Source organism: Deinococcus carri, assembly GCF_039545055.1.
GTDB lineage: Bacteria > Deinococcota > Deinococci > Deinococcales > Deinococcaceae > Deinococcus > Deinococcus carri.
Genome location: NZ_BAABRP010000019.1, coordinates 1 through 23,036 on the forward strand (window position 1 = coordinate 1; position 23,036 = coordinate 23,036).

Genomic DNA, 23,036 nt, shown 5'->3' on the forward strand with positions numbered 1-23,036 from the left:
GCACAAGTAGCGTTGCTTGCCGGTGTGGGCGTGACCGTTTTTGACGGTGTAGACGCCACCGCACGCTGGGCAGTCAGGACCGTTCATGCTTCATTGAACTCCCGTCATGCCCTGAACGCCACTACTAGCCGGCTGCATAAGTTGACTTCGCCTGAATAGGACGCTATAGTTTCAACATCACCGCCCAAGAGGCGGTTTTTTTGTTGCTCCCTGCCGCCTCCTCGGGGCGCTACCCTGGCCGCATGTTTCGCCGCGACCCGCTGCGCGCCGCTCTCCCCCAAATGGAGGCGGTACTGGGCCATGACCTGCGCGGAGCTGCGCCCCTGCTGCGGCTGGCGCTCCGGCAGGGCGGGGTGCTGGGCGCGGCGCGCGGTGGACAGGTGGTCCTGTTCGGGCTGGGGGGCGTGTCCCGCGAGGGGATTTTTGAACTCGCCAGCGTGACCAAGCCCTTCACGGCGGCGCTGGCGGAGGCGCTGGTGCGCGGGGGGCCGCTGACCTGGGACGCGCCGCTCTCCCGGCTGGGGGGGCCGCTGCGGGGGCTGCCGGTCTTCCTGACCGCGCGGGCACTGGCGACCCACACGGCGGGCCTGCCGCCCCACCCGGCACGGGCGATGGTCACGACCCTGACCCGGTTTCAGGACCCCTACGGGAGCATGACGGCCCGCGACGTGCTGGCGAGTGCGCGGCGCTGGGCCAACCCACGGGCCGCCGGGCGCTTCGTCTATTCCAACCTCGGGATGGGCGTACTGGCGCTGGCCCTCGCACACGCGGCGGGCGAGGAGGCCAGTGCGGCGGGCTACGGGCGGGCGCTGCGCGGCTGGGTCACGGGACCCCTGGGGCTGGGCGACGTGACGCTCACGCCCCCGGCGGCCCGGCTGGTCACGCCAGCCGCCACGCTGCTGGGGCAGGGCGTCACGGGCTTCGGGCCACTGGCGGGCGCGGGCGGGCTGTTCGGCACGGCGGCCGACCTGCTGGCCTTTGGCGCGGCCCACCTGGACGGCCGGGCGGGCGAGGCTTGGCAGGCCACCTCCCGGCCCCCCGGTCTGCCCCGGCACCTGACCGGCGTCGCGCCAGGCTGGTTCGAGTCACGCGGCGTGTACTGGCACGACGGCGTGGCCCGCGGCACCCGCACCGCTCTGGGCCTGCGCCCGGCCGACGGCGTGGTGGTGACCCTGCTGGTGCGCGGCGGGCTGCCCCTGCTGGGGCTGCGGGGGGCTGTTCCAGCGGCCCTGCTGGGGATGCTGGGCACTTGGGATGAGGGGTGAGGAAACGACCCCGGCTGATGCCCCTGGTCTTTCCTCACCCCCAACCCCTAACCCCTGACCCCTCCTACGGCACCAGCCACGTCACCGCCCGCGCGTCGTTCAGGCCGGACAGCAGCGTGGTCGCGCGCCAGTTGTTCTGGCTCAGGCCGTACAGCACGTCATAGCTCGTCAGCGAGGTGCGGGTCAGGGCGTAGAGGTTGCCGTCGAGGGCAAAGGTCACGTCGCGCAACTCGGCCACCAGGGTCACGTCCACGGCGTTGCTGCGGGCACCGTCCCACAGGCGCAGGGGCGTCGCGCTGCGGTCGCCGGGGTCGCGCCAGGCGGCTATCAGGCTGCCCCGGACGCCGCTGCCCGCCTCGGTCCACAGCCGGTCGATGCGGGTGCTGCCGAAGGCGGCCAGCGTGGCGGTCGCGTCGGGGACGCCGGTGGCGGACAGCGGCTGCACCCCGGTGTCGGTGGCGGCATAGACGGTCGTGCCGTTGGGGGCGGGAGCCAGGTCGCGGATGGCGGGGGCAGGCACCGGGGCACTCACCTCGGCGCGGTCGGCCCCAGTCGTGGTGGCGGCCACCCGCAGCACCTCGCTGCCGCCGCCCAGCGCGGGGCGCGACACCACACCGATATCCACCCCGTTCTCGCGCACCAGGGCCAGCCGCACGGGGGGCACGTCGGTTCCCACCGGCGAGAAGGCCCCGCCCGCCGCCGCGCGCCAAACCAGGGTGCCGTCAGTGCGGTACAGGGCGAGCTGCTGGGTGGTGTTCGCCACACCCCCCACCTCGCACTGGCTGAGGGTGAGCAGGCGGTCGCGCTGGGCATTCAGCACCGTGGCCTTGAGACAGGGCGGCGACGTGAAGCCGGGCGCGTCGAAGGGCGGCGCGAAGGGCTGGGAGCCGGCCAGATTCACGTCCCGGCTCTCGATGCCGCCCGTCAGGGTCAGGGCCAGCCGCCTGCCGCCCGGCAGGGTGTCCAGGGTCACGCCGCCACTCACGATCACGCTGGGGTCGGCGGGGGCGGGGGTCACGCTGCTGCCCCCGGTGGTCACGGTCCGCACGGCCGCGCCCCCATCGGTCAGCACGGCGAGGCGCAGCACCGAGTTGCCCTCCTCGGTGCCGGTACAGGCGGCCAGCAGCAGGGCGCTCAGGGCCGCGGCCCCTCCCAGGCGAAGGGGGCGGGAGGAAAGCCGGGGGCGGGCGGGCAGGCAACGGTTCACAGGGGACCTCCGGGGGTCAGCGGTGAGGGGGGGTCAGCGGGTGCCGGGATTCAGCACGCCGGGCAGCAGCGGCACGTTCAGGCCACCCGTGCCGTACTCGAACAGCGGATAGCCCGCGCTGCCGGGCAGGCTGATGCCCAGGCGGTAGCGCCGCAGGCTCAGGTCGATCTCGGCCTGCAAGGCCCAGCAGCAGCGGTCGATGGTCAGGCCGATCACCGGGGCGAGGGGCAGGGCGTTGACCCGCTCGCCATCCTTCCAGGTGAAGGTCTGGCGCAGGCTCCCGGTCAGGTAGGCCCCCGGCTTCGGGCCGTTCCCGATGGCGATGCCCACCTGAAGCGGGTCGAAAATCAGCGTGTCGGTGGGCACGTCGTCGGGGTAGGTGCCGCTGCGGGTGCGGGTGTACACCGCACGCCCTGCCAGCGCCACCCGCGTGCCGAACTGCCAGTCGGCGCTCACGTCGGCGCGGGTGAGTTCGGTGCGGGGCTGGTCCAGGCCGGGCGTATTCACGACCGCCGACAGGCCCAGCCGCTGCCCCGGCCGGGTGGCGTTCAGGCTGCCGGTCACCGCGGGGCGGGTAAAGCCCCCGCGGCGCAGGTCGTAGGGGCCGCCGTAGGCGAGCTGCCAGTTGGTGGCGCGGCCACTGACGGTCCCCACGCTGTAGTTCACGGTGCCGCTTTCCTTGGCGCTGGGGTCCTGGTCGAGCGTCAGGTCGTGCGTGGTGGCGAGGGTGTAGGCCCCGCGCCACGTCAGGCTGTAGCTCCCGCTGAGGCGAGTGCGGGTAAAGCTTCCGCCGCCGAGGGGGGTCGGCAGGTTCAGCGTCTCGCGCCCGCTGAAGCTGACCGGGTTCACCACGGTGTCGGTGCGGGTCACGCCGCTGAACTCGGCCCCCACCGCGCTGAGAAAGGGCGTCTTGATGTCGTGCGTGACAAAGGCGCTGAACGAGTTGGCCCGGTTGTCGCCGGTGACGGTCGCGCGCACGGTGAAGGGCTGGTACCCGCCCGTGCGGGTGTAGCTGCCGCTGGCCGTGAGGGTGAGGTTGGGCGCGGGCCACACGGCGCGGAAGGGCACCGGCTCGCCGGGCTTGACCGGGGTGGGCTGCCGGTAGAAGCTGCTGCCCCCCAGCGTCACGTTGAAGCTGGTGCTTTCCAGTTCCTTGGTGGCGAAGTTGTACGCCAGGTCGTAGGTGAGGTTGACGGGCGCGCGGTTCACGGTCACGCCGAAAGTGGTGGCGGGCTGCTGGTTCCAGGGCAGGAACAGGTCGCGGGTGTAGCTCACGCGGAAGGTCGTGTCGGGCACCGGCACCGTGTACAGGTCCACGCTCAGCGGCGCGCTCAGGCGGCGGCCCGTCAGCGCGTCGAAGGCAAAGGGGCTGGTGCCCTCGATGCGGATGTAGTTGTAGCGGGCGGTGACGGTGTTCGTCACGTTGAAGCGCTGGGTGAGCTGCGCGCCCGCGTCGAGCTGCACGGTCCTGGCCCCGTTGCCGTAGTAGCGCCCCACGAAGACGTTTTTCAGCGACAGGTCGGCGTCCCGCCAGGGCTGCACGCTGTAGCTGAGGTTGTGCTGTTCCTCCAGCCGCGTGGTGGTGATGTTGGGCTTCCCGTCCGCCTCCTCGGCCGCCCGGCGCGACAGGGGGTTGACCTGCCCGGTGTAGCGGCCCGCCGAGAAGCGGAAGTCGGCGCTGAAGTTGCCCGCCGTGTAGGGCTTGGGGTCCACGATGACCTCGGGCTGCTTCAGCGGCGTGGTCAGGGCCGTGGTGGCTTCGGGACCGTAGCGGTCCACGTAGTTGAACTGGGCGGCAAAGCTGGGGTACTCGACATTGGCCGTGAAGTTGACGGCCGTCACGCCCCGGTCGGGGTCGGTGGCCGTGCGCCCGATGTCGCGCCGCAGCACGTTCAGGCTGTAGTCGAGGTCGCGCACCGCCAGCGTCAGCGGAATGCGGCCGCGCGCGCTGAAGTCCAGGTCCACGTCGTAGCCCACCTGCCGCGAGCCGTCGGCGGCGAAGGGTTTGGGGTTCGCCAGGGTGTAGAGGTTCACCCGGTCCACGAAGGGCAGCGGCATGTAGGACCGCAGCGCCACCCCCAGCCCGATGCTGGGCGTGCGGTTCTCGTAGTAGCGGATCAGGGTGGTGCCCAGCGTCCCCGTGCCGATGCTGAAGGGCAGGTCGGCCTCCACGGTCAGGCCGTCGGGGCTGCCGCGGCCCACCGCGAGGCGGGGCTGGCGCTCGGCGTCGTTCAGCGGCAGGACCACCACCGGCAGGTACAGCACCGGGTAGTCGGCCAGCAGCAGTTGCGCGCGGTAGGCCACCAGGCGGTCGCCGGGATACACGATCAGGCGCTCGGCGCGGAAGGCGTAGTCGTTGGGGGTGCGCCCGCACTTGGCGCAGGGCGTGAAGTACCCGCCCGTCGCGCGCAGCTGGCCCGGAATGCGCTCGACCTCCTGGCCGCGAATCTCGATGTCGCCGTCGCTGATCAGCACGTCCTCGCCGGTGAGCTGCTCGCCCGCCAGGTCCACGACCAGGTTCTCGCCCCGGAGGTCCTGGTTGTCGCGCGCGGTGTGGTAGGTGGCGGCCCCGAGCAGGGTCAGGGTCCGCCGCGTGCGGTTGTACTCGACGCGCCCGGCGCGCACCACGTCGTCGTCCACGCGCAGCTCGACCGGGCCGCCCTCGCCGCCGCTGATGATCACGATTTCCTGGTCGTCCAGGCGGCGCAGTTCCAGCGTCTGCGCCTGCACGATGCGCACGGTGCGCGCCCCCGCCTCCCCCAGCGCGGCGAGCGACAGCAGGGCCGTCAGCGAAAGAAGCGTGCCCCGGCGGCGCAGGAGCCTCCCCAGACTGGCTCCTCTCCTCCCGGCCTTACTCGGCATCACACCCGGCCAGGGCCAGCGGGGCCTGCGGGGCGCTGGGGTCCGGCAGCGGCTGCCCCAGCGCCAGCCTGGCCCGGCCCGTGTCCGGCGCGGCGGCGAGCTGGCTCAGGACCGTGCCGGGGTAGTAGAAGCCCAGGATGCGCAGGTGATCCTGCCCCTGGCGCGCCAGCCCCAGCGCCCCGTACTGCGAGAGACCCACGCCGTGCCCGAACCCCGACCCCTCCACGACGAGGGGGGTCTGGGCGCTGACCGACCCGCTGAGGGTCACGCGGCTGCTGGTGGCCCCCAGCGCGCGCACGAAGCCGCCCGCGTCGGCCCCGCTCAGGCGGGCCACGCCCCCCGTGCCGCTCAGCGTCACCTCCTGCGCGCGGCCCGATTCGCTGGCGCGGGTCACCCGCACGTCGCGCAGGGTGCCCACGCGGACGCGGTAGGCCGCCGCCGCCTGCGCCACCTTCGCGGCGCTGGCCTCCACCTGCCAGCGGGCGCGCGGGCTGGCCGAGGAATACGGGTCGGCCTTGGCGGGCAGGTAGGGCAGCGCCTTGCCCCACACCTCCGCGCTGGAGGCGGTAAAGCCCCCGGAGTCGCTGGAAAAGTAGGTGCTGGCGGGCTTACTCCCGAACGCCACGACCTGCCCGGCGGTCGCCTGAATGGCCGCGTCGGTGCTGGTCTTCTCGGCCGTGATGCCCCGGTACACCTGGCAGCTCTCGGTGGCGCAGGTGTCGTAGGGCAGGGCCGGGTTGATACGCGCGGCGACATAGGTGCGGGCGATCACGGCCTGGGCGGCCAGCGCCGCTGAGGGCCAGCTCGCGGGCATCTCGGCGGGCACCACACCGCGCAGGTAGTCCTCCACGTCCACCACGTTGATCGCCTGCACCCCGCCGGACACAGCCCGCAGCAGCACACCGCCCCGGTAATCCTTGCCCGCGATCGTGACCACGCTGCCGGGACTGGGCGGCAGGTACAGCGTGGCGCTGCCCGCGTCCTGCCCGTTCAGGGTGAGGGCTGGCCCGCGCACCCCCACGTTCCACGCCCCCATGCTGACGGGCGCGGGCGCAGCCGCCGGGGCCGCGACCAGGGGCGACGGGGCCGCGGGAGACGTGGTGGGCAGCCGCACGGTGAGCTGCGGGCCACTCGCCACCAGGACCCGGATATTGAGCGCCTGGGCCGCGGGAAGAGCACCTGCGCCAAGCGCCAGCGTAAGCATGAGGGAGCGCATCTGTTCAGGAAGTATAAAGGGCCGCACCTGTGCGCGGCCTGACAGGAAGGTGAGAGGCGCGGGCAGGGGCGCGGCCTGCGGCATCATGTCCCGCATGACAGGTGGGGGCAGGCAGGGCAAACCGGGACGGGTCTGGGCACACGTGGGGCAACCTTTTCAGGAGACAGCCTACGACGTGGTGGTGGTCGGTGCGGGCCGCATGGGCACCGCCTGCGCGCTGTTCCTGCGCCAGCTCGCACCGGGGCTGCGCCTCCTGCTCGTCGAGCGCGGCGGCCTCCCCAACGAGGAGGGCGCGACGATTCTCGCGCCGGGCCTCTGGACGGCGCTGGACGTGCCCGCGGGCCGCGAGCGGGAAGCCGTGTGGGTGCGGCGGGCACTCGCACACGACTTCGGGGACGTGACCTTTCAGCCGCGCCCCCTGCTGGACCTCGGGCGGGAGGAGCGGGAAGGGAGTGTTTCTAGCGGGAGCATCCTCGCCCGCTTTCCGGGGGCCGCCGGGCTGTTCGACCCCGCCGCCCTTCCCTTCGTGCGGGTGGACGAGGGGGCGGCCACCTTCCGCCCCGGCGCGGTCGCCCTCGCCTGCGGGCAGGGGGCCGTGGGCGCGGGAGCCGACCTGCTGCTGAACACCCACGCGCACCTCATTCCCGGTGGGGTGCGGCTGGACCGCCTGACCGTGACCAACACGCATCAGATCGTCACCCACGAGACGCACGAGGTGCGCGCGGGCGTGGTCGTGGTGGCGCTGGGCGCGGACGGGCCGCACGCCGCCGAACACGAACTCGGCCTGCATACCACGCATGGGCGGGCCTACCGCCAACTGCCCCGCCTGAATGCGCCCAGCACCGACCAGACCCCCACCCTCCGCGCGGGCGGCCTGACCCTGCGCCCGCAGCACGGCGGCTTTACCGTGGTCCCCCCCATCCACCACCGCGACCCGCACGGCTACCAGCCCAGCGGGGGCCGCGTGACCGGCGTGCCCGTCGGCCTGCGCCGCGAGACGCTGGAAGACCTGATTCGCCTGATGGACGCCCTACCCCCCCTGGCGACGGAGGCGCTGGAGGTCGGCCACAGCCTCGCGGACGTGCCGGGCGCGTGGCTCGCCCTCCCCGGGGGCCGCGCCGACGCCCCGCCCCTCCACCAGCCCCTCACCAGCGGCGTTCACCTCCTGCTGGGCGGCCCGCTGGCGGACACGCTCGGCCTGGCCGTGGCCTATGACCTGGCGGGGGCAGTGGCGGGGGTGGAGGGGCGGCCGTGGGAGTGAGGGGGGAGCAGTCAGCGGTCAGCAAGAAGCGGCTGGCGGAGGGGTGACGCGCTTCGGAAGAAGAGGGCGTGAGACAGCGTTTCGCTCCTCCCCCCCTTGTCTACCCCTCCCCGCTCCCCGGCCCCGCCGCGCGCCTATGCTGCTTCCCATGAAAGCAGCGCGAATTATTCCGGGGTTCGGGGAGTAACGCTTCCGGCCTCCGCGCTGCACGTTTCCCCCGCGACCACGGCGGGGGATTTTTCTTTGGGAACGGTTCTTTGAGATTTGGGGGGCAGGATGACGCGAACACAGGATTTCGAGCCGGGAACGCTGGACGCGCAGGACGTGTTGCGCCTGGCCCTGACCAGCAAGGTGTACGGCGCGGCGGTGGAAACGCCACTCAACGCCGCGCCAGGCCTCAGCGCCCGCACCGGGAACGCGGTGTGGCTCAAACGGGAAGACCAGCAGCCCATCTTTTCCTTCAAGCTGCGCGGGGCCTACAACAAGATGAGCCAGCTCACGGCAGAGGAAGCCGCGCGCGGGGTGATCTGCGCCTCGGCGGGCAACCACGCGCAGGGGGTGGCCTACGCCGCGCAGCACCTCGGCCTCCGGGCGGTGATCGTGATGCCCGTGACCACCCCCGACATCAAGGTGCGGGCGTGCCGCGACCGGGGCGCGGAGGTGGTGCTGCACGGCGACTCCTTCAGCGATGCGGAAGCGCACGCCTACGCCCTTCAGCAGGGGCGCGGCCTGACCTTCGTGCATCCCTACGACGATCCGCTGGTGCTGGCCGGGCAGGGTACGGTGGCGCTGGAACTGCTGCGGCAGGTGGAGGCCGCGGGGGGCTACACGCTGTTCGTCCCGGTGGGGGGCGGCGGCCTGATCGCGGGCATGGCGGGCGTCCTCAAGGCCCTGCGGCCCGACGTGCGCATCGTGGGGGTGGAGCCGGACGACTCCGACGCGATGTATCAGAGCCTTCAGGCGGGGGAGCGGGTGCGGCTGGACACGGTGGGCATCTTCGTGGACGGCGTGGCGGTGAAGCAGGTGGGGGCCTACACCTTCGACCTCACCCGCCGCTACGTGGACGACTGGGTGCGCGTGACCACCGACGAGGTGTGCGCCGCCATCAAGGACGTGTTCGACGACACCCGTGCCGTACTGGAACCCGCCGGGGCGCTGGCGGTGGCGGGCCTCAAGCAGTACGCGCAGGCGCGGGGGCTGAAGGAGGAAACGCTGGTGGCCCTCACCGGCGGCGCGAACGTGAACTTCGACCGCCTGCGCCACGTGGCCGAACGCGCCGAGATCGGCGAGCGGCGCGAGGCGATCCTGGCCGTGACCATTCCCGAGCAGCCCGGCACCTTCCGACAGTTCACCGAGGCGCTCGGCCCCCGCGCCATCACCGAGTTCAACTACCGCTACGCGCCGCGCGACGAGGCCCGCGTCTTCGTGGGCGTGCAGCTCGGGCATCCGGCCGAGCGGGCCGAACTGGTGGACGCCCTGGGCACGCAGGGCTACGCCGTCACTGACCTCACCGACGACGAGCTGGCGAAGGTCCACGTGCGCCACATGGTAGGCGGACGTGCCCCCGAGGCCACCGGCGAGCGCGTCTATTCCTTCACCTTTCCCGAGCGGCCCGGCGCGCTGCTGGAGTTCCTGACGCACCTCCACGCCCGCTGGAACATCAGCCTCTTTCACTACCGCAACCACGGCAGCGCGCATGGCCGCGTGCTGGCCGGGCTTCAGGTCCCGGAGGCCGACCTGGCCGACTTCGCCGCCTTCCTGGCCGAGCTGGGCTATCCGGCCCGCGACATGACGGAAAACGCGGCGTACCGGCTGTTTCTGACGTGAAGGGGGGCCAGGAATGACCCCTCACGTCACTCCTCCCGCACGAACTCGGGTGCCCGGCGGGCCTTGAAGGCGGTCACGCCCTCCTCGTGTTCCCAGTGGTCCCCGGCGAGCTGCTGGAGCCGGGCCTCGTGGTCCAGGGCCTCGTCCAGCGTGCCCGTCATGGCGGCGTTCAGCGCCTGCTTGGTCAGCTTCAGGGCGTGGGCGGGGCGGGCGGCGAGGCGCTCGGCGTAGGCCTGCACCTCCTCGCGGAAGGTGTCGTCGGGGTAGACGCGCTCGCACAGGCCTAGGCGCAGCGCCTCCTCGGCGTTCACGCGCTCCGCCAGCGCCATCAGTTCAAAAGCGCGGTGGTAGCCGACCAGCCGGGGCAGAAACCAGGTGCTGCCCGAGTCCGGCACCAGGGCAATGTTGGAAAAAACCTCGATCAGGCTGGCCGACTGTGCCCACAGCCGGATGTCGCCCGAGAGGGCCAGGCTGGCCCCCGCCCCCGCCGCCACGCCGTTGACGGCGGTGACCACCGGCTTGCCCAGCCCCCGCAGGGTACGAATCAGGGGGTTGTAGGTGTGGTTCAGGTGCTCGGTAAAGGTCATGTCCCGCCCGGACACGTCGCCCAGGTCCTGCCCCGCGCAAAAGCCCCGGCCTGCCCCCGTCACCACCACTACGCGCACGGCGGGGTCGGCCTCGGCGGCCCTCAGCTCCTCGGTCAGGGCCAGCAGCAGCGCGTCGTTCGCGGCGTTCAGCCGGTCGGGACGGTTGAGCGTCAGGGTCCGGACGCCCGCGCGGGTGTCTCCCAGGATCACAGGTTCGCTGGTCATGCGAAGCAGCGTAGCGCGTTCCGGCGGGTCGCCTGCCGCTGATAAAGCCTGCAGAGGAGGGCCTTCTCTGTTTCTACCCGCTACACTCGCCCCGATGACCCAACCGGCCTCCCCCCTCCCCGTCGTCCTGGCGCTGGACGTGAGCAAATCGCGGATCGGCTTTGCGGTCAACCAGGGCCGGCTGGCCTTCGGGCGGGGCAGTGTGGACAGAAAACGGCTGCCGCTCGACCTCAAGGCCGTGCGCCTCAAAGTCGAGGAAACGGGGGCCAGGCTGCTGCTGCTGGGCCTGCCCCTGCGGACCGACGGTGCCCCCAGTCCCAGCGCCGACCGCGTGCGCGCTTTTGGGCGGGTCCTGGCCGAGAAAGGGTACAAGGTCGCCTATCAGGACGAGCGGTTCACCACCCGCCGTGCCCGCGACCTCGGGGCCGTGGACGAGGACGAGGCGGCGGCGGTGCAGATTCTGGAACTGTACCTGCTGGGGCGGGAGTGACGTAGCAGGCACCCATCAAGGCCTCGAGAATGAGTTTGCCAGGGTAAAGGTGAGCGTCCGAGGCAGTGCCATTCAATGAGAGTGCCATAAAGAAAAACTGAGCCGTGCAGGGGTCATGAGACCTTCACAATACCTTCATAAGTAAAGGACCGAATGCAGCTCAAGGCGGAAGAAAAGGGGGTGGTGATGTCCTCTTTTTAGCGTTGTAGCCATAGATTTCGGGCAGCTGAATATCGACATCGAACTGACCTGGAGACACCTGACCCGTTTCTTACTCTTCATGAGTTCATAGCAGCCGATGTGCGTCCCATTTCGTGTTGACACCCCCCAGGGGCGTCCATATACTCGCCTAAGGATTCACATCCTGGCTTAACGTGGGACCTAAGGACAGGGCGGCGGGAACGGGCGGGAGCAGGAAACTCGGCAACTGGACTCCAGTTCGCTCCAGACAAGCCCCAAGCGGCGGCACACGTGAAGCAGGTTGGGGATTCGTCCCCACGGAGGAAGTATGAATAAGAACATCGCTTTGCTGGCTCTCACGGGCGTCCTGACGCTCGCGTCCTGCGGGGGCAACAACCCGACCGTGACCTGCTCGAATGGCCAGGTGCTGGAGAACGGGGTCTGCGTCACGCCCCCGAACCCTAACCCCAACCCGAATCCGAACCCCAACCCGACTCCTGTCACCCAGCAACTGACGATTAACCTCGGCGGTGGTGTGACCTCCGCTCCTGTGACCATCAAGGACGCCAACGGCGCTGTGGTCAGCGGCTACGACAGCAAGACCACGACCAGCGGCACGACCGTGGCCCTCCCCGCGGGGACCTACACCGTGACGGGCGGTGCAGTGAGCGGCTTCAACGCACCTGCTACTCAGACCGTTGTGGTCGGCAGCAGCGCCACCAGCGTAACCCTGAACTACACACGTGCCATCGCCACCGACGTGACGCTGACCAGCCCCGCGGGTGAGGGCAACCGCATCCTGACGCTGGAGCAGAACATCAACGGCAACACGCAGGTGATCACCTATGTGCGCGGCAACGTGACGGTTGTCCCTAACCCCAACTCGGGCGCGGACCGCATCGAAGTGTTCCTGAGCAGCACGACCGCTGACCTGAACGCCCAGAACCGCATCTACGACAGCCGTGACCCCAACGGCGGCAGCCTGACCATTAACTCGGCCAACCTGCGTCAGGGCGAGATGCAGTACGTGATCGTCCGCTACTGGACGGGCACGAGCAACACTACCAAGTCCACCATCATCGTCCCCGACAACCTCGGGCCTCAGGTGCCCGACGTGATCCCGGTGAGCAAGCTCAGCCCCCAACTCACCCAGCAGAAGGGCAACTGGGTCAACGGTTCGATCAAGCTGGCGTTCCAGAACCTGGACACGCTGCGTGACAACCCCACCGGTACCACGGTTCTGCCCGCCGGCGTGGAGCGCGTCGAGTGGTACGCCGACCCCAACGCCAAGGACGGCGTGGCGAGCTTCGACGGCGCGACGCTGGTCGGCACCGCCTACAACTCGCCTTACGAAGTCAACGTAGACACCACCAAGCTGGCCGACGGTGACTACGACGTGTTCGCCGTGGCCTACGATCAGCTCGGCAACCGCAGCATCGTGCGCGCCCAGAACCTGTTTGTCCTGAACATCGACAACACCGGCCCCGTGGTGAGCGGTGCCAGTGGCATCACCGTGATGGACGCCGGTACGGGTGCGGTGCGTGACGAAGCGGGCCAGGGCGGTACTGATGCCACCTACACCTCCCGCAACGACAACACCTGCATGATTGACGCCCTGGGTGCCGATGCCGGTGACATTGACCTGTATGACTCCGTGGCGCTGCCCAGCGGCGTACAGTACATCTCCGGTCTGGCGCGCGTGCGCACGCTGAACTTCAGCAACGGTGTCACGGACGCGGGCGTGGGCCTGTCCGGTACTCCCGGCGGCGCATTTGCGACTATTGACGGTCAGCCCCTGGCTGAGCGTCTCTACGTCCTGAACTCGGCCGGCAGGCTCGTGAACCGTGGTGCCCTGCGTGACGTGACGGAACCCGAGTGCGTGTACCTCGACGTCAACGGCCTGGATGCCGGTAAGGTGACTGTCCGCTTCAACAATGCGAACGCCACCACCGACCTGCTGGGCAACCCCTCGACCGGCGGTGCCCTCAACGACGTCACCATCTACGTCGATAACCAGCGCCCCAGCAACCTGCGCTTCTCTAAGAAGCCCGAAACCGTGGCGGCCAACGGTCAAGCCACGCTGGAAGCCCGCGCCGACGACTCCATCTCCGGCCAGTTCGGCAGCGCGCAGTTCTTCGCCCGCGACACGAACGGGACGGCCTTCGGTGGCCGCGCGGTGCAGCTCGCCTCGGCGGACCAGACCAACTTCCGCTTCTTCCAGCCCACGAACAGCAATGGCAAGCTCGACCTGCTCGCCGTGGTCCGTGACTACGCCGGCAACGTGAGCAGCACCCGCTCCAGCGTGAATGTGACGACGGTCGGCCCGCAGCTCGAAACGCTGAACAACGACAACTTCTTCGTTCGTCGCCAGCAGGCCAATGGGCAGTTCCTGAATTTCGGCAACGCGACCGACGAGAACCCCGTGCGCGGCCCGGTCGGCTCGGTCCACTCGCTCGACATCATCAACTTCGGGCGTGCCGCCAACCAGTTCAACCCCAGCAATGTGCTCCAGGGTGCCTTCCACCAGGAAGTTCTGGTCAGCAACCCGCTCAACCGCATCGGACGCGGCACCAACGACCTCGACAGCGACAACCTGAACGTGCAGTTCGATCAGGCCCACGCGCCCCTCTTCCTGGTGGCGGCCACGGAATCGGCTCCCTACACCTCCGTCAAGAACCTTGACGCCGGGCTGTTTGCCTACCACGCCTCCATCATCGACAAGAACGGCCGCGTCAGCGAAGTCGCTCGCAACATCCAGTACTAAGCCCTCTTTCTCCAAAAGGCTCCCTCCGGGGGGCCTTTTTTTGTTTTTGTTCTTCTGCCCTGAGGCCTTAGAATGCCGCCACACCCAGGCTCCCGCTCTCGCCGCCTGCCGAACACGGGCAGGGCGGGCTGCACCCCACTTCCCCCGGAGGTCAACCGATGCAAGGCAACATGATGGACGTTCCGCTCACCCTCCCCTTCATCCTGGAGCGCGCCCGCACGCAGTTTGCCGGGCGCGAGATCGTGAGTCTGCTTCCCGGTGGGCGTGACGCGGCGGGGCAACCGGTGCCCGACAGGCACCACACGACCTATGGCGAGGTGGCCGACCGGGCACTGCGGCTGGGCGCGGGCCTGCAAGCCCTGGGCCTGAAGCCGGGTGACCGGGTAGCGACGCTGGCAGTGAACTCCTTCCGGCACCTGGAGGCGTATCTGGGCATTCCCAGCGCGGGCTTCGTGGTGCATACGGTCAATATCCGGTTGCACCCCGAGCAGCTCGCCTGGATTCTGAACCACGCCGAGGACCGGGTGCTGCTGGTGGAGAACCTCTTCGCGGGGCTGGTTCCGGCCATCCGCGCCGCCTGCCCCCGGATTGAACACATCCTCGTGCTGGGGCCGACGCCGGAGCCGGTCGAGGGCGCGCGGGACTACGACACCTGGGTGATGGCCCAGGAACCCCTGCGTCACTACCCAGCCATCGACGAGAACGCTGCGGCGGGCATGTGCTACACCAGCGGGACCACCGGCAACCCCAAGGGCGTGCTGTACACCCACCGCTCGACCATCCTGCACTCGCTCGCCAGTGCCCCCAAGGACGCGCTGAACGTGGGCGAACGCGACACGGTGCTGCCCATCGTGCCGATGTTCCACGTGAATGCCTGGGGCCTGCCCTACACCTGCGCGATGTACGGCGCGAAGCAGGTTTTCGCCGGTCCCTTCAGCGACGGCCCCACCCTCGCCCGGCTGATGCAGGACGAGCAGGTGACCATCACGGCGGGCGTGCCCACCATCTGGATGGGCCTGCTGGCCGAACTCGACCGGGCGAAGGCAGCGGGGCACCCCTACGACCTGCACTGCCTGGAACGTCTGGTGGTGGGCGGCAGCGCGGCCCCCGAGAGCCTGATTCGCGCCTTCCAGGACCGCCACGGTCTGAGCCTGGCCCATGCCTGGGGCATGACCGAGACGCACCCGCTGGGCACGGCCAGCATCGTGCCGGTGGGCGTGGCCGAGACCAGCGACGAGGGCTACCGGCTGCGGGCCAAGCAGGGTCGGGCGGTGCCGCTGGTCCAGCTCGACATCCTCTCCGAGGAGGGCGAGCGCCTTCCGCACGACGGCAAGACGATGGGCCGCCTGATCGCGCGTGGCCCCTGGATCGCCAGCAGCTACTTCAAGGGCGAGGGCACCGGCAACTTCCTGACGCTGGACGGCGAGGAATGGTTCGACACCGGGGACATCGCCACGCTGGACGAGCGCGGTTTCATGCACATCCAGGACCGCGCCAAGGACCTGATCAAGTCGGGCGGCGAGTGGATCAGCTCCGTGGACCTCGAAAACGCGCTGATGGCCCACCCTGCCGTGGCCCAGGCCGCCGTCATCGCGATGGACGACCCCAAATGGGACGAGCGACCCCTCGCCGTGGTGACGCTCAAACCTGGTGGGCAGGTCACGCACGAGGAACTGCGCGACTTCCTGGCCCCCAGGTTTGCCAAGTGGTGGCTGCCCGACGCGACCGTGGTTGTGGAGAGTCTGCCGATCGGCGCGACCGGCAAGTTCCTGAAACGCGAACTGCGCGAGCAGTACCGCGACTACGGCAGCCGCGGGGAGACGGGCCAGTCTTGACCCCCGCCCCCTGACCGCTGCCCCCCTAACCGCTGGCCCGTAGAATCCCCCTCATGGCCGTTTCGGTACGTGGGCAACAGGTCACCTTCTCTCCCCCGGCGGGCGCGGCGGCGCTGGTGGGCGACATGACCGACTGGAAGAAGAAGCCGCGCCTTCCCGTGCAGGGCAGCCAGCCGATCACGCTGACGCTGCCGCGCGGGGCCTGGGTGGAATACGCCTGGCTGGACGAGGCGGGCCAGCCCTTCGCGGACCCCGACAACCCGCAGAAGTCGCTGAATCCCTGGTGGCCCTACCCCCGCGCGGTGGAGGTCGGCCAGTACGCCCGCCATCCCCTGTGGCAGCGGCCCGACGCCAAGCAGAAGGGCACCGCCCACCGCCTGACCTGGGAGGGCACGGTGTTTCCCGGCACCCGCCGCGCCATCGTGTACACGCCGCACGGCCACGACCCCAGCCGCCCCACCCCCGTCTATTACGTGCAGGACGGGGTGGCCTTTTACCGCACCGGCAAGCTGGGCGAGGTGATGGACCGGGCGGTGGAGGCGGGGCTGGCGACGGGCGCAGTGCTGGTCTTCGTGGAGCCGGGCGACCGCAGCGCCGAGTATTACCTGAACGACCGTTATCTGGACTTCCTGCGGGAGGAGGTCTTCCCACGGGTGGAGGGCGAGTACGTAACGGCCAGCGAGCGGGGGCTGTGGGGCGCTTCGCTGGGCGGGCTGATTTCGCTGTACCTGGGCAGCGCGCACCCGGAGCTGTTCTCGCGGGTGGTCAGCCACTCCGGGGCTTTCATCGCCCGGCCGGGGGCGACGGACGAGGGCGGCGTCATCGACACCACCACGGCGGGCGAGTGGCTGCGCGAGCGCCTGACCGCCGAACCGCCCCGGCACCTGCGGGTCAGCCTGGACACCGGCACGCTGGAGTGGCTCACCGGCCCGAACCGGCGGATGGCCGGGGCTTTTGCCGACCTGGGCCTCCCGCACCAGTACCGCGAATACCCCAGCGGCCACAACTGGGTGACGTGGCGCGAGGCGTTGCCGGAAGCGTTCCTGTACATGCAGGGGGGATAGGGGGCGCAGGACGCGGTGCGCGGTACGCAGTGAAAGATGTTTCCGCGCATCGCCTCCCTCCCCCGTCTCACCCGCTCGCCCCCACCCACGCGGCACAATCTCCCCCATGCGTGCCCCTCTGCTGACGGCGCTGCTCCTGACGGGCGGCGCGGAGGCCCTGACGATGACCTATCCGAACTCCACGACGGTGCTTCACGAACGCGCGGGCGACTGGGCCGGGGCCGAGCTGAAGGGCGTGCAGGTGCGCGCGGAGGCGCTGACCCTCACCGAGGGCACCGGCACCCTGACGAGTGCGCCCCTCCGGGTCGCGGCCTTTGACGAGCTGGTGCCGTCCTGGAACGCGGTGACGCCCGGCGCGGGCAGCGTCACGGTGGAGGTCCGTACCCAGAGCGGCACCGGCTGGAGCCGCTGGTTCTCCTTCGGCACCTGGCGCAGTGGTGAGGGGCGCAGCGGCGAGGGGCGCACCAGCCTGAACGGCCAGCGCGACGCCGCCGGGCAGGTCCTGACCGACACCCTGCGCCTGAACGCGAAGGCCACGGCCTACCAGTACCGGGTCACGCTGCGCGGCGCGGGCACGAATGTCCGCCTGCTGGCCTTCAACACCTCCGACCGGGCGCGGCGCACGGCGGGGCTGGGGCAGGCGGGCAACCGTGCGGCCTGGGGCCGGGTCGTGGACGTGCCCCGGCGTTCGCAGATGCTCTACCCGGACGGTGGCGAGGTGTGGTGCAGCCCCACCAGCGTCTCGATGATTCTGGCCCACCACGGCGTGAACGTGACGGTGCCGCAGGCGGCCCAGGGCACCTTCGACCGCGCCTACGACGGCACCGGCAACTGGCCCTTCAACGCGGCCTACGCAGGGGCGCTGGGCCTGCGCGCCTTCGTGACCCGGCTGCCCAGCCTGGCCGAAGCCGAGCGGTACACGGCGGCGGGTCTGCCGCTGGCCGTCAGCCTGGGCTGGAAGAAGGGCGAGCTGCCCGGCGCACCCCTCACCTACAGCGAGGGCCATCTGATGGTCCTGGTGGGCTTCGACGCGCAGGGGAATCCGGTCCTGAACGACCCCGCCGCCCCCAGCGACGCGGGCGTGCGCCGCACCTACCCGCGCGCTGCCTTCGAGCGGCAATGGCTCACGCACAGTGGGGGCCTGAGCTACGTGATTGCGCCGCAGGGGGCAAAGTTGCCCTGAGGGGCGGTCTGAGGGTCTGACCGTCTAACTGTCTCACGGCAGGAAAGCCCGGCGGTTAGACCTTCAGACGGTGAGACAGGCGCGCAGCACCCTACACTGCCCGCATGGACTTCCCCACCTCCTGCCCCGCCTGCCGCCGCGAGGTGCGGGTGGAGTTCGACGACAGCGCGGTGCATGAAGTGACGTGTCCGGCGTGCGGGGCGCGGTTCGTGGTGTTCGTGCGCAAGCACAAGTTCGAGGTGCTGTTCGACCTGGGGACCCGGGCGCTGCTGGACGGCTACGCGCGCGAGGCGGTCGCCAGTTTCGCGGCGGCGCTGGAACGCTTTTTCGAGTTCTATGTGCGGGCGTATGCGCTGGAGCGGGCCGCAGACAGCGAGGGGGACTTCGAGGCGGCGCTGGCCGGGCTGGAGGGCACCTGGCGGCACGTGGCGAGCCAGTCCGAACGGCAGCTCGGGATGCTGGCGCTGGCCTACCTGCTGCGCGAGGGCCGCGCCCCGGACTTCCTGGCCCCACAGGCGCTGGGGGCGGACTTTCGCAACCGCGTGATTCACCGGGGCTACCTGCCGCGCCGCGAGGAGGTGGAGGCCTACGCCGCGCGCGTCTTCGCCCTGATGGACCGCCTGCTGACCGAACTGGGCGAGGGGGCCGCGCACGCCGAACTCGCGCAGGAGCAGACCTTCGCGGCCCGGCTGGCGGCCCTGCCGGACGGCGTGACGGCGGTGTTCGAGGAGCATCCGGGCATGTTCCGCGCCCGCCGCTTCGGCACGGTCCGGCCGGAAAAGACGCTGGCCGCCTCCAGCACAGACCTGCCGGCCGACGGGCGGACGCTCAACGACGCCCAGACCTTCGCGCGCGCCCTGGCCGAGCGGGGGCCGGGGCTGGACGTGTTCCGGCGTGGCCTGCGGTCAGCCCCGACGCCCCCGCAGCCCTAGGGTGGGGCGCAGAAAGGTTGCCGCCTTTTGGCAACCTTTCCGAGCGAAGCGAGTCACGCAAAAAGGGCGGCGCGCAGTGGAGTGGAAGCCTGAAACATGCGGCAACGCAACGGAGCGCCGCCCTAGCCGCCATGCCCTAGACTGCGCCATGACGGCAGGAGATGGAGCAGAGGCAGGCCGGGCGGCGCGGCAGCGCCTGGTGCGGGTCGCGCGGGGGCTGGAGGAAGGCGACCTGCTGGTGCGCGGCGCGCAGGTGGTGCAGCCCGCCACCCGCGAGGTGTTCGGGGCCGACGTGCTGGTCGCGGGAGGCCGGGTGGCGGCGCTGGTCGGCACGGGGTCGGGCGCGCGGGCGGCGCGGGTGGTCGAGGCGCGCGGGGCCTTTCTCGCGCCGGGGTTCATGGACGCGCATGTCCACATCGAGTCGAGCCTGCTGACTCCCGCGCGCTTCGCGGCGGCGGTGTTGCCCCGGGGCACGACGGCGGTGGTCGCGGAGCCGCACGAGGTAGTCAACGTGCTGGGGCTGCGCGGCCTGAGGTGGATGCTGGAGGCTGGCCGGACCTCAGGGCTGCGGGTCTTCGGGTCGGTGCCGTCCTGCGTGCCCGCCAGCCCCTTCGAGCGGGGGGGCGCGAGGCTGGACGCGGCGGAAGTGGCCCAGGCCCTGCGCCTGCCCGGCGTGCTGGGCTTGGCGGAGCTGATGAACTACCCCGGCGTACTGAACGGGGACGCGGACACCTGGGCTGTGCTGGAGGCCGGGCAGGGCGGGCGAATCGACGGGCACGCGGCGGGCCTGGGGGGCCGCGACCTGCAAGCCTACGCGGCGGCCGGCCCCCACTCCGACCACGAGGCCACCACCCCGGAGGAAGCCCGCGAGCGGCTGCGGGCGGGCCTGTGGCTGATGGTGCGCGAGGGGTCGGCGGCCAGGAACCTGGAGGCGCTGCTGCCCGTGCTGCGGGAGCGGCCCCGCCGCGCCATGCTGGTCAGCGACGACGTGAGCGTGGACGAGCTGCTGGCGCTGGGACACCTCGACCGCCTGCTGCGGGCCTGTGTGGCGGGCGGCCTGCACCCCGCCGACGCCGTCGCGCTCGTCACCTGCAACCCGGCCGAGTACTGGGGCCTGCACGACCTGGGGCTGGTCGCACCCGGCTACCACGCCGACTTCGTGCTGCTGCAAGACCTGGCGGGCTTCGAGGTGCTGGAGACGTTCGTGGGGGGGACAGAGGCGCGGGCCGGAGAGGTGACTCCCCCGCTGCCGGGCGGCGGCGTGGACCTGGGACCGGGATGGGACGCGGCCCGCTTCGACGTGCCCGCGGGCTGGCCGGTGATGCAGGTCCGCCCCGACCAGATCACGACCGGCGTGGGTGCGCCAGGAACCGGTGACGCGCGGCTGGTGGTGGCCGACCGCTACGGCCGCAACGAGCACGCGACCTGCTGGACCTCCGGCACGGGCCTGACCGGGGGCGCGCTGGCGGTCAGCGTGCTGCACGACGCGCACAATGTCGCGGTGCTGGGGGGCACCGACGCCGACGTGCGGGCGGCGGGCCGGGCGTTGGAAGAGCTGGGCGGCGGCGTGGTCGTGGTCGCGGACGGCGAGGTCCGCGCCAGCCTGCCCCTCCCCTACGCGGGCCTGATGAGCGACCTGCCCCCACAGGAAGCCGCCGCCCGCCTCACGGAGGTGACGGCGGCGGCGCGGGCGCTGGGCTGCACGTTGCCCTACCCGGTCACGACCCTCAGCTTCCTGGGCCTGAGCGTGATTCCGGCCCTCAAGCTCACGCCGCGCGGGCTGCTGGATGTGAATGCCTGGCAGCTCCTGCCGCCTGTGCCCCAGGAGAACGCGCTTCCCACGTCCTGAAGGCAGCTTGGGTTTCCTCGCACCGAAGGCGGGGGCGGGCCAGCCACACTGACCCATGCCGACGGAAAGAGAGTTGGTCGTGAATGGGGTCCGCCTGCATCTGGTGGAGGCGGGGCCTGCGGGCGGGCCGCTGGTGCTGCTGCTGCACGGCTTCCCGGAATTCTGGCGGGCCTGGGAGCGGCAGATAGAGCCGCTGGCGCGCGCGGGGTTCCGGGTGGTCGCGCCGGACCTGCGCGGTTACAACCTCAGCGAGAAGCCGCCGGGCGTGACCGCCTACCGCCTGAAAACCCTGCGGGAGGACGTGGCGGCCCTGATTCACGCCCTGGGACACGAGCGGGCGCACGTGGTCGGGCACGACTGGGGCGGCATCATCGCCTGGGCGCTCGCCATCCGGCAGCCGGAGGTGGTGGAGCGGCTGGTGATTCTGAACGCGCCGCACCCCGCGGCCGCCCGGCGGATGCTCCGCACGCCCCGGCAATGGCTGAAGTCCTGGTACATCCTCTTTTTCCAGCTTCCCTGGCTGCCCGAACGGGTCCTGCCACGCTTCGGGGCGTGGGCGCTGCACGGGACGAACCCGCGGGCGTACACCGAGCAGGACCGCGACCTGTACCGCCAGGCTTGGGCACAGCCCGGCGCGGCGACGGGCATGATCAACTACTACCGCGCCCTGCGGCGCTTCGGCAACGTCAAAGAAACCCGGGTGCGGGTCCCCACCCTGGTGCTGTGGGGCCAGCGCGACGTGGCCCTGCTGCCCGAGCTGGCCGACGGCCTGGAACGCTGGGTGCCGAACTTGCGGGTGGTGCGGCTTCCGCGTGCCAGCCACTGGGTGATGCGTGACGAGCCGGTGCGGGTGAACAATCTGCTGGTGGACTTTCTTTCCGGGGGCGGGCCGGCCGTGGCATTCTCAGGGCATGCCACAGATCACAGTTGACGGTTACGGAGTCCTGGAAGCGCGGGAGGGCGAGCGGCTGGTGCTGGCGCTGGAGCGCGGCGGCGTGGACATCCTGCACCGCTGCGGCGGGGTGGCCCGCTGCACCACCTGCCGCGTGAGCTTTACCCAGGGCGAGCCGGACGCCATGACCGTCGCCGAGTACGACAAGCTTCAGGACAAGGGGCTGCTGGGCCAGGCCCGCCTCTCCTGCCAGATCGAGTGCCGGGAGGACATGGCCCTGACGCCCCTCCAGACCGTCCAGAACACCGGCCTGGAACCCGGCAAGGCCCCCACCGAGCAGATTGAACCCGAGCCGGTGTGGACGACGCGGCCGGGGGCCTCCACCGAGGGTTAGCCGGCTGGCTGCTCAGGCCTATGCGGTTTCCAGCGGGTCGGTGAGCGTGGGGGTCCAGTCGGCACAGCCGCAGTTCGGGCAGGTGGGCAGCGGGCCGGGGGCGCTCAGCCGGAAGCCGCAGTTCAGGCAGGCGACCTCGCCCGCCTGGAGGGTTCCGGCGCGGCACCGTGGGGGCGGCTCCAGGTCCCAGGGGGGCACGATGGGCAGCCCGGCAGGCGCATTCTGCGGGTACGTGAAGACGCTGAGGTTGCCGTCCTGCTCCAGGTAGGCGCGCTGGACCTCCCCGAGCTGGCGCACGCCCTGGGTGCGCAGGCGCTCGAACAGGTCCTCCAGGCTGAGGCTCACGCTGTCCAGCCGATTCCGGGCAATCACGCCGCCGCGCACCAGTTCGACCGGCTTGCCGTCGATAAAGGTCTCCACGGTCTCGCTGCGGATCACCAGGGAGGCCAGCAGGCGCTGAAAGCCCACCACCAGCGCCAGCACCAGCATGGCGTGGACCAGCGGCACCTCCGGGTAGAACAGCGGGTCCCCCGCCGCCGACCCCAGCGCGATCACGATGGCGAGTTCCAGCGGGCTGAGCTGCGCCAGCCCCCGCTTGCCCGTCAGCCGCAGCAGAAAGACCAGCCACAGGAAGATCACGGCCGTGCGAAACACGATCTCCAGCAGAAACAGCGGTGACGTGTCCCCCAGAAACATCCGCTGAAGCTCGAAGGGCACGACCTCCGGGCTGCTCAAGGCTGCTCCGGGTGGGGCTGCCCTGGTGCGGGCGGCGCGTCCTGCTCGCTCAGGCCCAGCCCCGCCAACACCCGTTCGCGGGGCCAGTCGATCAACGCCCCGAGTTCCGCCAGCGCGGCCTCGAAATTGGGGGTGCCGGGCGACAGGGCACGCAGCCGCGCCCACAGCGCATTGCGCCTTTCCAGAAAGTCACGGGAGGGCATGGGGGGAGTCTAGCCGTAGAAAGGTCTGACCGTCCGACCGTCGAAAGCGTGGCTCAAGGCTTTTC

19 protein-coding genes are annotated in these 23,036 nt (G+C 70.8%); 12 read left to right on the forward strand and 7 right to left on the reverse strand.

Annotation, left to right across the window (positions count from 1 at the left end):
- Positions 1–87 (reverse strand): IS1/IS1595 family N-terminal zinc-binding domain-containing protein (locus tag ABEA67_RS19485; protein WP_425557217.1); only part of this gene is annotated, 87 nt, incomplete at its 3' end.
- A gap of 155 nt (positions 88–242) precedes the next feature.
- On the opposite strand from ABEA67_RS19485, the gene ABEA67_RS16435 reads away from it, so the two are divergent.
- On the forward strand, positions 243–1,265 hold the full coding sequence (locus tag ABEA67_RS16435) for a serine hydrolase domain-containing protein (protein ID WP_345467288.1): 1,023 nt from the start codon (positions 243–245) through the stop codon (positions 1,263–1,265).
- A 64-nt stretch (positions 1,266–1,329) separates the two neighbouring features.
- Here the strand turns inward: ABEA67_RS16435 and ABEA67_RS16440 are convergent, their stop codons facing one another.
- Genes ABEA67_RS16440 through ABEA67_RS16450 form a run of 3 tightly spaced genes read right to left on the reverse strand, consistent with a single transcriptional unit; the run spans position 1,330 to position 6,550 of the window.
- Positions 1,330–2,472, reverse strand: a complete 1,143-nt coding sequence (locus ABEA67_RS16440) for a hypothetical protein (RefSeq protein WP_345467290.1) — start codon at positions 2,470–2,472, stop codon at positions 1,330–1,332.
- Positions 2,473–2,505: 33 nt separating this feature from the next.
- Positions 2,506–5,334: an LPS-assembly protein LptD gene (locus ABEA67_RS16445; RefSeq protein WP_345467292.1), complete on the reverse strand. Its 2,829-nt coding sequence runs from the start codon at positions 5,332–5,334 to the stop codon at positions 2,506–2,508.
- Entirely contained in the window at positions 5,324–6,550 is a 1,227-nt protein-coding gene (locus ABEA67_RS16450) for a SpoIID/LytB domain-containing protein (protein WP_345467294.1), read from the reverse strand. Before ABEA67_RS16450 ends, ABEA67_RS16445 begins: the two co-directional genes overlap by 11 nt.
- A gap of 94 nt (positions 6,551–6,644) precedes the next feature.
- Here ABEA67_RS16450 and ABEA67_RS16455 point away from each other — a divergent pair, with 94 nt between their 5' ends.
- Together ABEA67_RS16455 and ilvA are read left to right on the forward strand one after the other, a co-directional pair.
- Entirely contained in the window at positions 6,645–7,811 is a 1,167-nt protein-coding gene (locus tag ABEA67_RS16455; protein ID WP_345467297.1) for an FAD-dependent oxidoreductase, read from the forward strand.
- A gap of 276 nt (positions 7,812–8,087) precedes the next feature.
- A complete protein-coding gene (gene ilvA, locus ABEA67_RS16460; RefSeq protein ID WP_345467300.1) occupies positions 8,088–9,638 on the forward strand; it encodes a threonine ammonia-lyase, biosynthetic in 1,551 nt (516 codons plus the stop codon).
- Positions 9,639–9,664: 26 nt separating this feature from the next.
- On the opposite strand, the gene ABEA67_RS16465 is transcribed toward ilvA, so the two are convergent.
- Positions 9,665–10,450 carry an enoyl-CoA hydratase-related protein gene (locus ABEA67_RS16465; protein WP_345467303.1) on the reverse strand — a complete coding sequence of 262 codons (786 nt, stop codon included), beginning with the start codon at positions 10,448–10,450 and terminating at the stop codon, positions 9,665–9,667.
- Positions 10,451–10,544: 94 nt separating this feature from the next.
- Between ABEA67_RS16465 and ruvX the strand changes: the two genes are divergently transcribed.
- The 9 genes from ruvX (at position 10,545) to ABEA67_RS16510 (ending at position 22,033) form a co-directional block, all read left to right on the forward strand.
- The gene (gene ruvX / locus ABEA67_RS16470) at positions 10,545–10,940 is read left to right on the forward strand and encodes a Holliday junction resolvase RuvX (protein WP_345467305.1); all 396 of its coding nucleotides are present in this window, start codon (positions 10,545–10,547) and stop codon (positions 10,938–10,940) included.
- Between the two features lie 508 nt (positions 10,941–11,448).
- A complete protein-coding gene (locus ABEA67_RS16475) occupies positions 11,449–13,884 on the forward strand; it encodes a hypothetical protein (protein WP_345467308.1) in 2,436 nt (811 codons plus the stop codon).
- 158 nt (positions 13,885–14,042) lie between these two features.
- Entirely contained in the window at positions 14,043–15,719 is a 1,677-nt protein-coding gene (locus ABEA67_RS16480; RefSeq protein WP_345467310.1) for a long-chain fatty acid--CoA ligase, read from the forward strand.
- 53 nt (positions 15,720–15,772) lie between these two features.
- On the forward strand, positions 15,773–16,783 hold the full coding sequence (locus ABEA67_RS16485; protein ID WP_345467312.1) for an alpha/beta hydrolase: 1,011 nt from the start codon (positions 15,773–15,775) through the stop codon (positions 16,781–16,783).
- 106 nt (positions 16,784–16,889) lie between these two features.
- Positions 16,890–17,966 (forward strand): peptidase C39 family protein, encoded by a 1,077-nt coding sequence (locus ABEA67_RS16490; RefSeq protein WP_345467314.1) that lies wholly within the window; start codon positions 16,890–16,892, stop codon positions 17,964–17,966.
- Positions 17,967–18,070: 104 nt separating this feature from the next.
- Positions 18,071–18,898 (forward strand): TFIIB-type zinc ribbon-containing protein, encoded by an 828-nt coding sequence (locus ABEA67_RS16495; protein WP_345467316.1) that lies wholly within the window; start codon positions 18,071–18,073, stop codon positions 18,896–18,898.
- A gap of 148 nt (positions 18,899–19,046) precedes the next feature.
- Positions 19,047–20,747: an adenine deaminase gene (locus ABEA67_RS16500; RefSeq protein WP_345467318.1), complete on the forward strand. Its 1,701-nt coding sequence runs from the start codon at positions 19,047–19,049 to the stop codon at positions 20,745–20,747.
- 55 nt (positions 20,748–20,802) lie between these two features.
- Positions 20,803–21,678, forward strand: coding sequence for an alpha/beta fold hydrolase (locus ABEA67_RS16505; RefSeq protein ID WP_345467321.1), 876 nt, complete (start codon positions 20,803–20,805; stop codon positions 21,676–21,678).
- The gene (locus ABEA67_RS16510) at positions 21,659–22,033 is read left to right on the forward strand and encodes a 2Fe-2S iron-sulfur cluster-binding protein (protein ID WP_345467323.1); all 375 of its coding nucleotides are present in this window, start codon (positions 21,659–21,661) and stop codon (positions 22,031–22,033) included. Before ABEA67_RS16505 ends, ABEA67_RS16510 begins: the two co-directional genes overlap by 20 nt.
- Positions 22,034–22,051: 18 nt before the next feature.
- Here ABEA67_RS16510 and ABEA67_RS16515 read toward each other — a convergent pair whose 3' ends face one another.
- Together ABEA67_RS16515 and ABEA67_RS16520 are read right to left on the reverse strand one after the other, a co-directional pair.
- Positions 22,052–22,768: a YetF domain-containing protein gene (locus tag ABEA67_RS16515; protein ID WP_345467326.1), complete on the reverse strand. Its 717-nt coding sequence runs from the start codon at positions 22,766–22,768 to the stop codon at positions 22,052–22,054.
- The gene (locus ABEA67_RS16520; RefSeq protein ID WP_345467329.1) at positions 22,765–22,971 is read right to left on the reverse strand and encodes a hypothetical protein; all 207 of its coding nucleotides are present in this window, start codon (positions 22,969–22,971) and stop codon (positions 22,765–22,767) included. The genes ABEA67_RS16515 and ABEA67_RS16520 overlap by 4 nt, the downstream gene beginning before the upstream one ends.
- Positions 22,972–23,036: the final 65 nt, after the last annotated feature.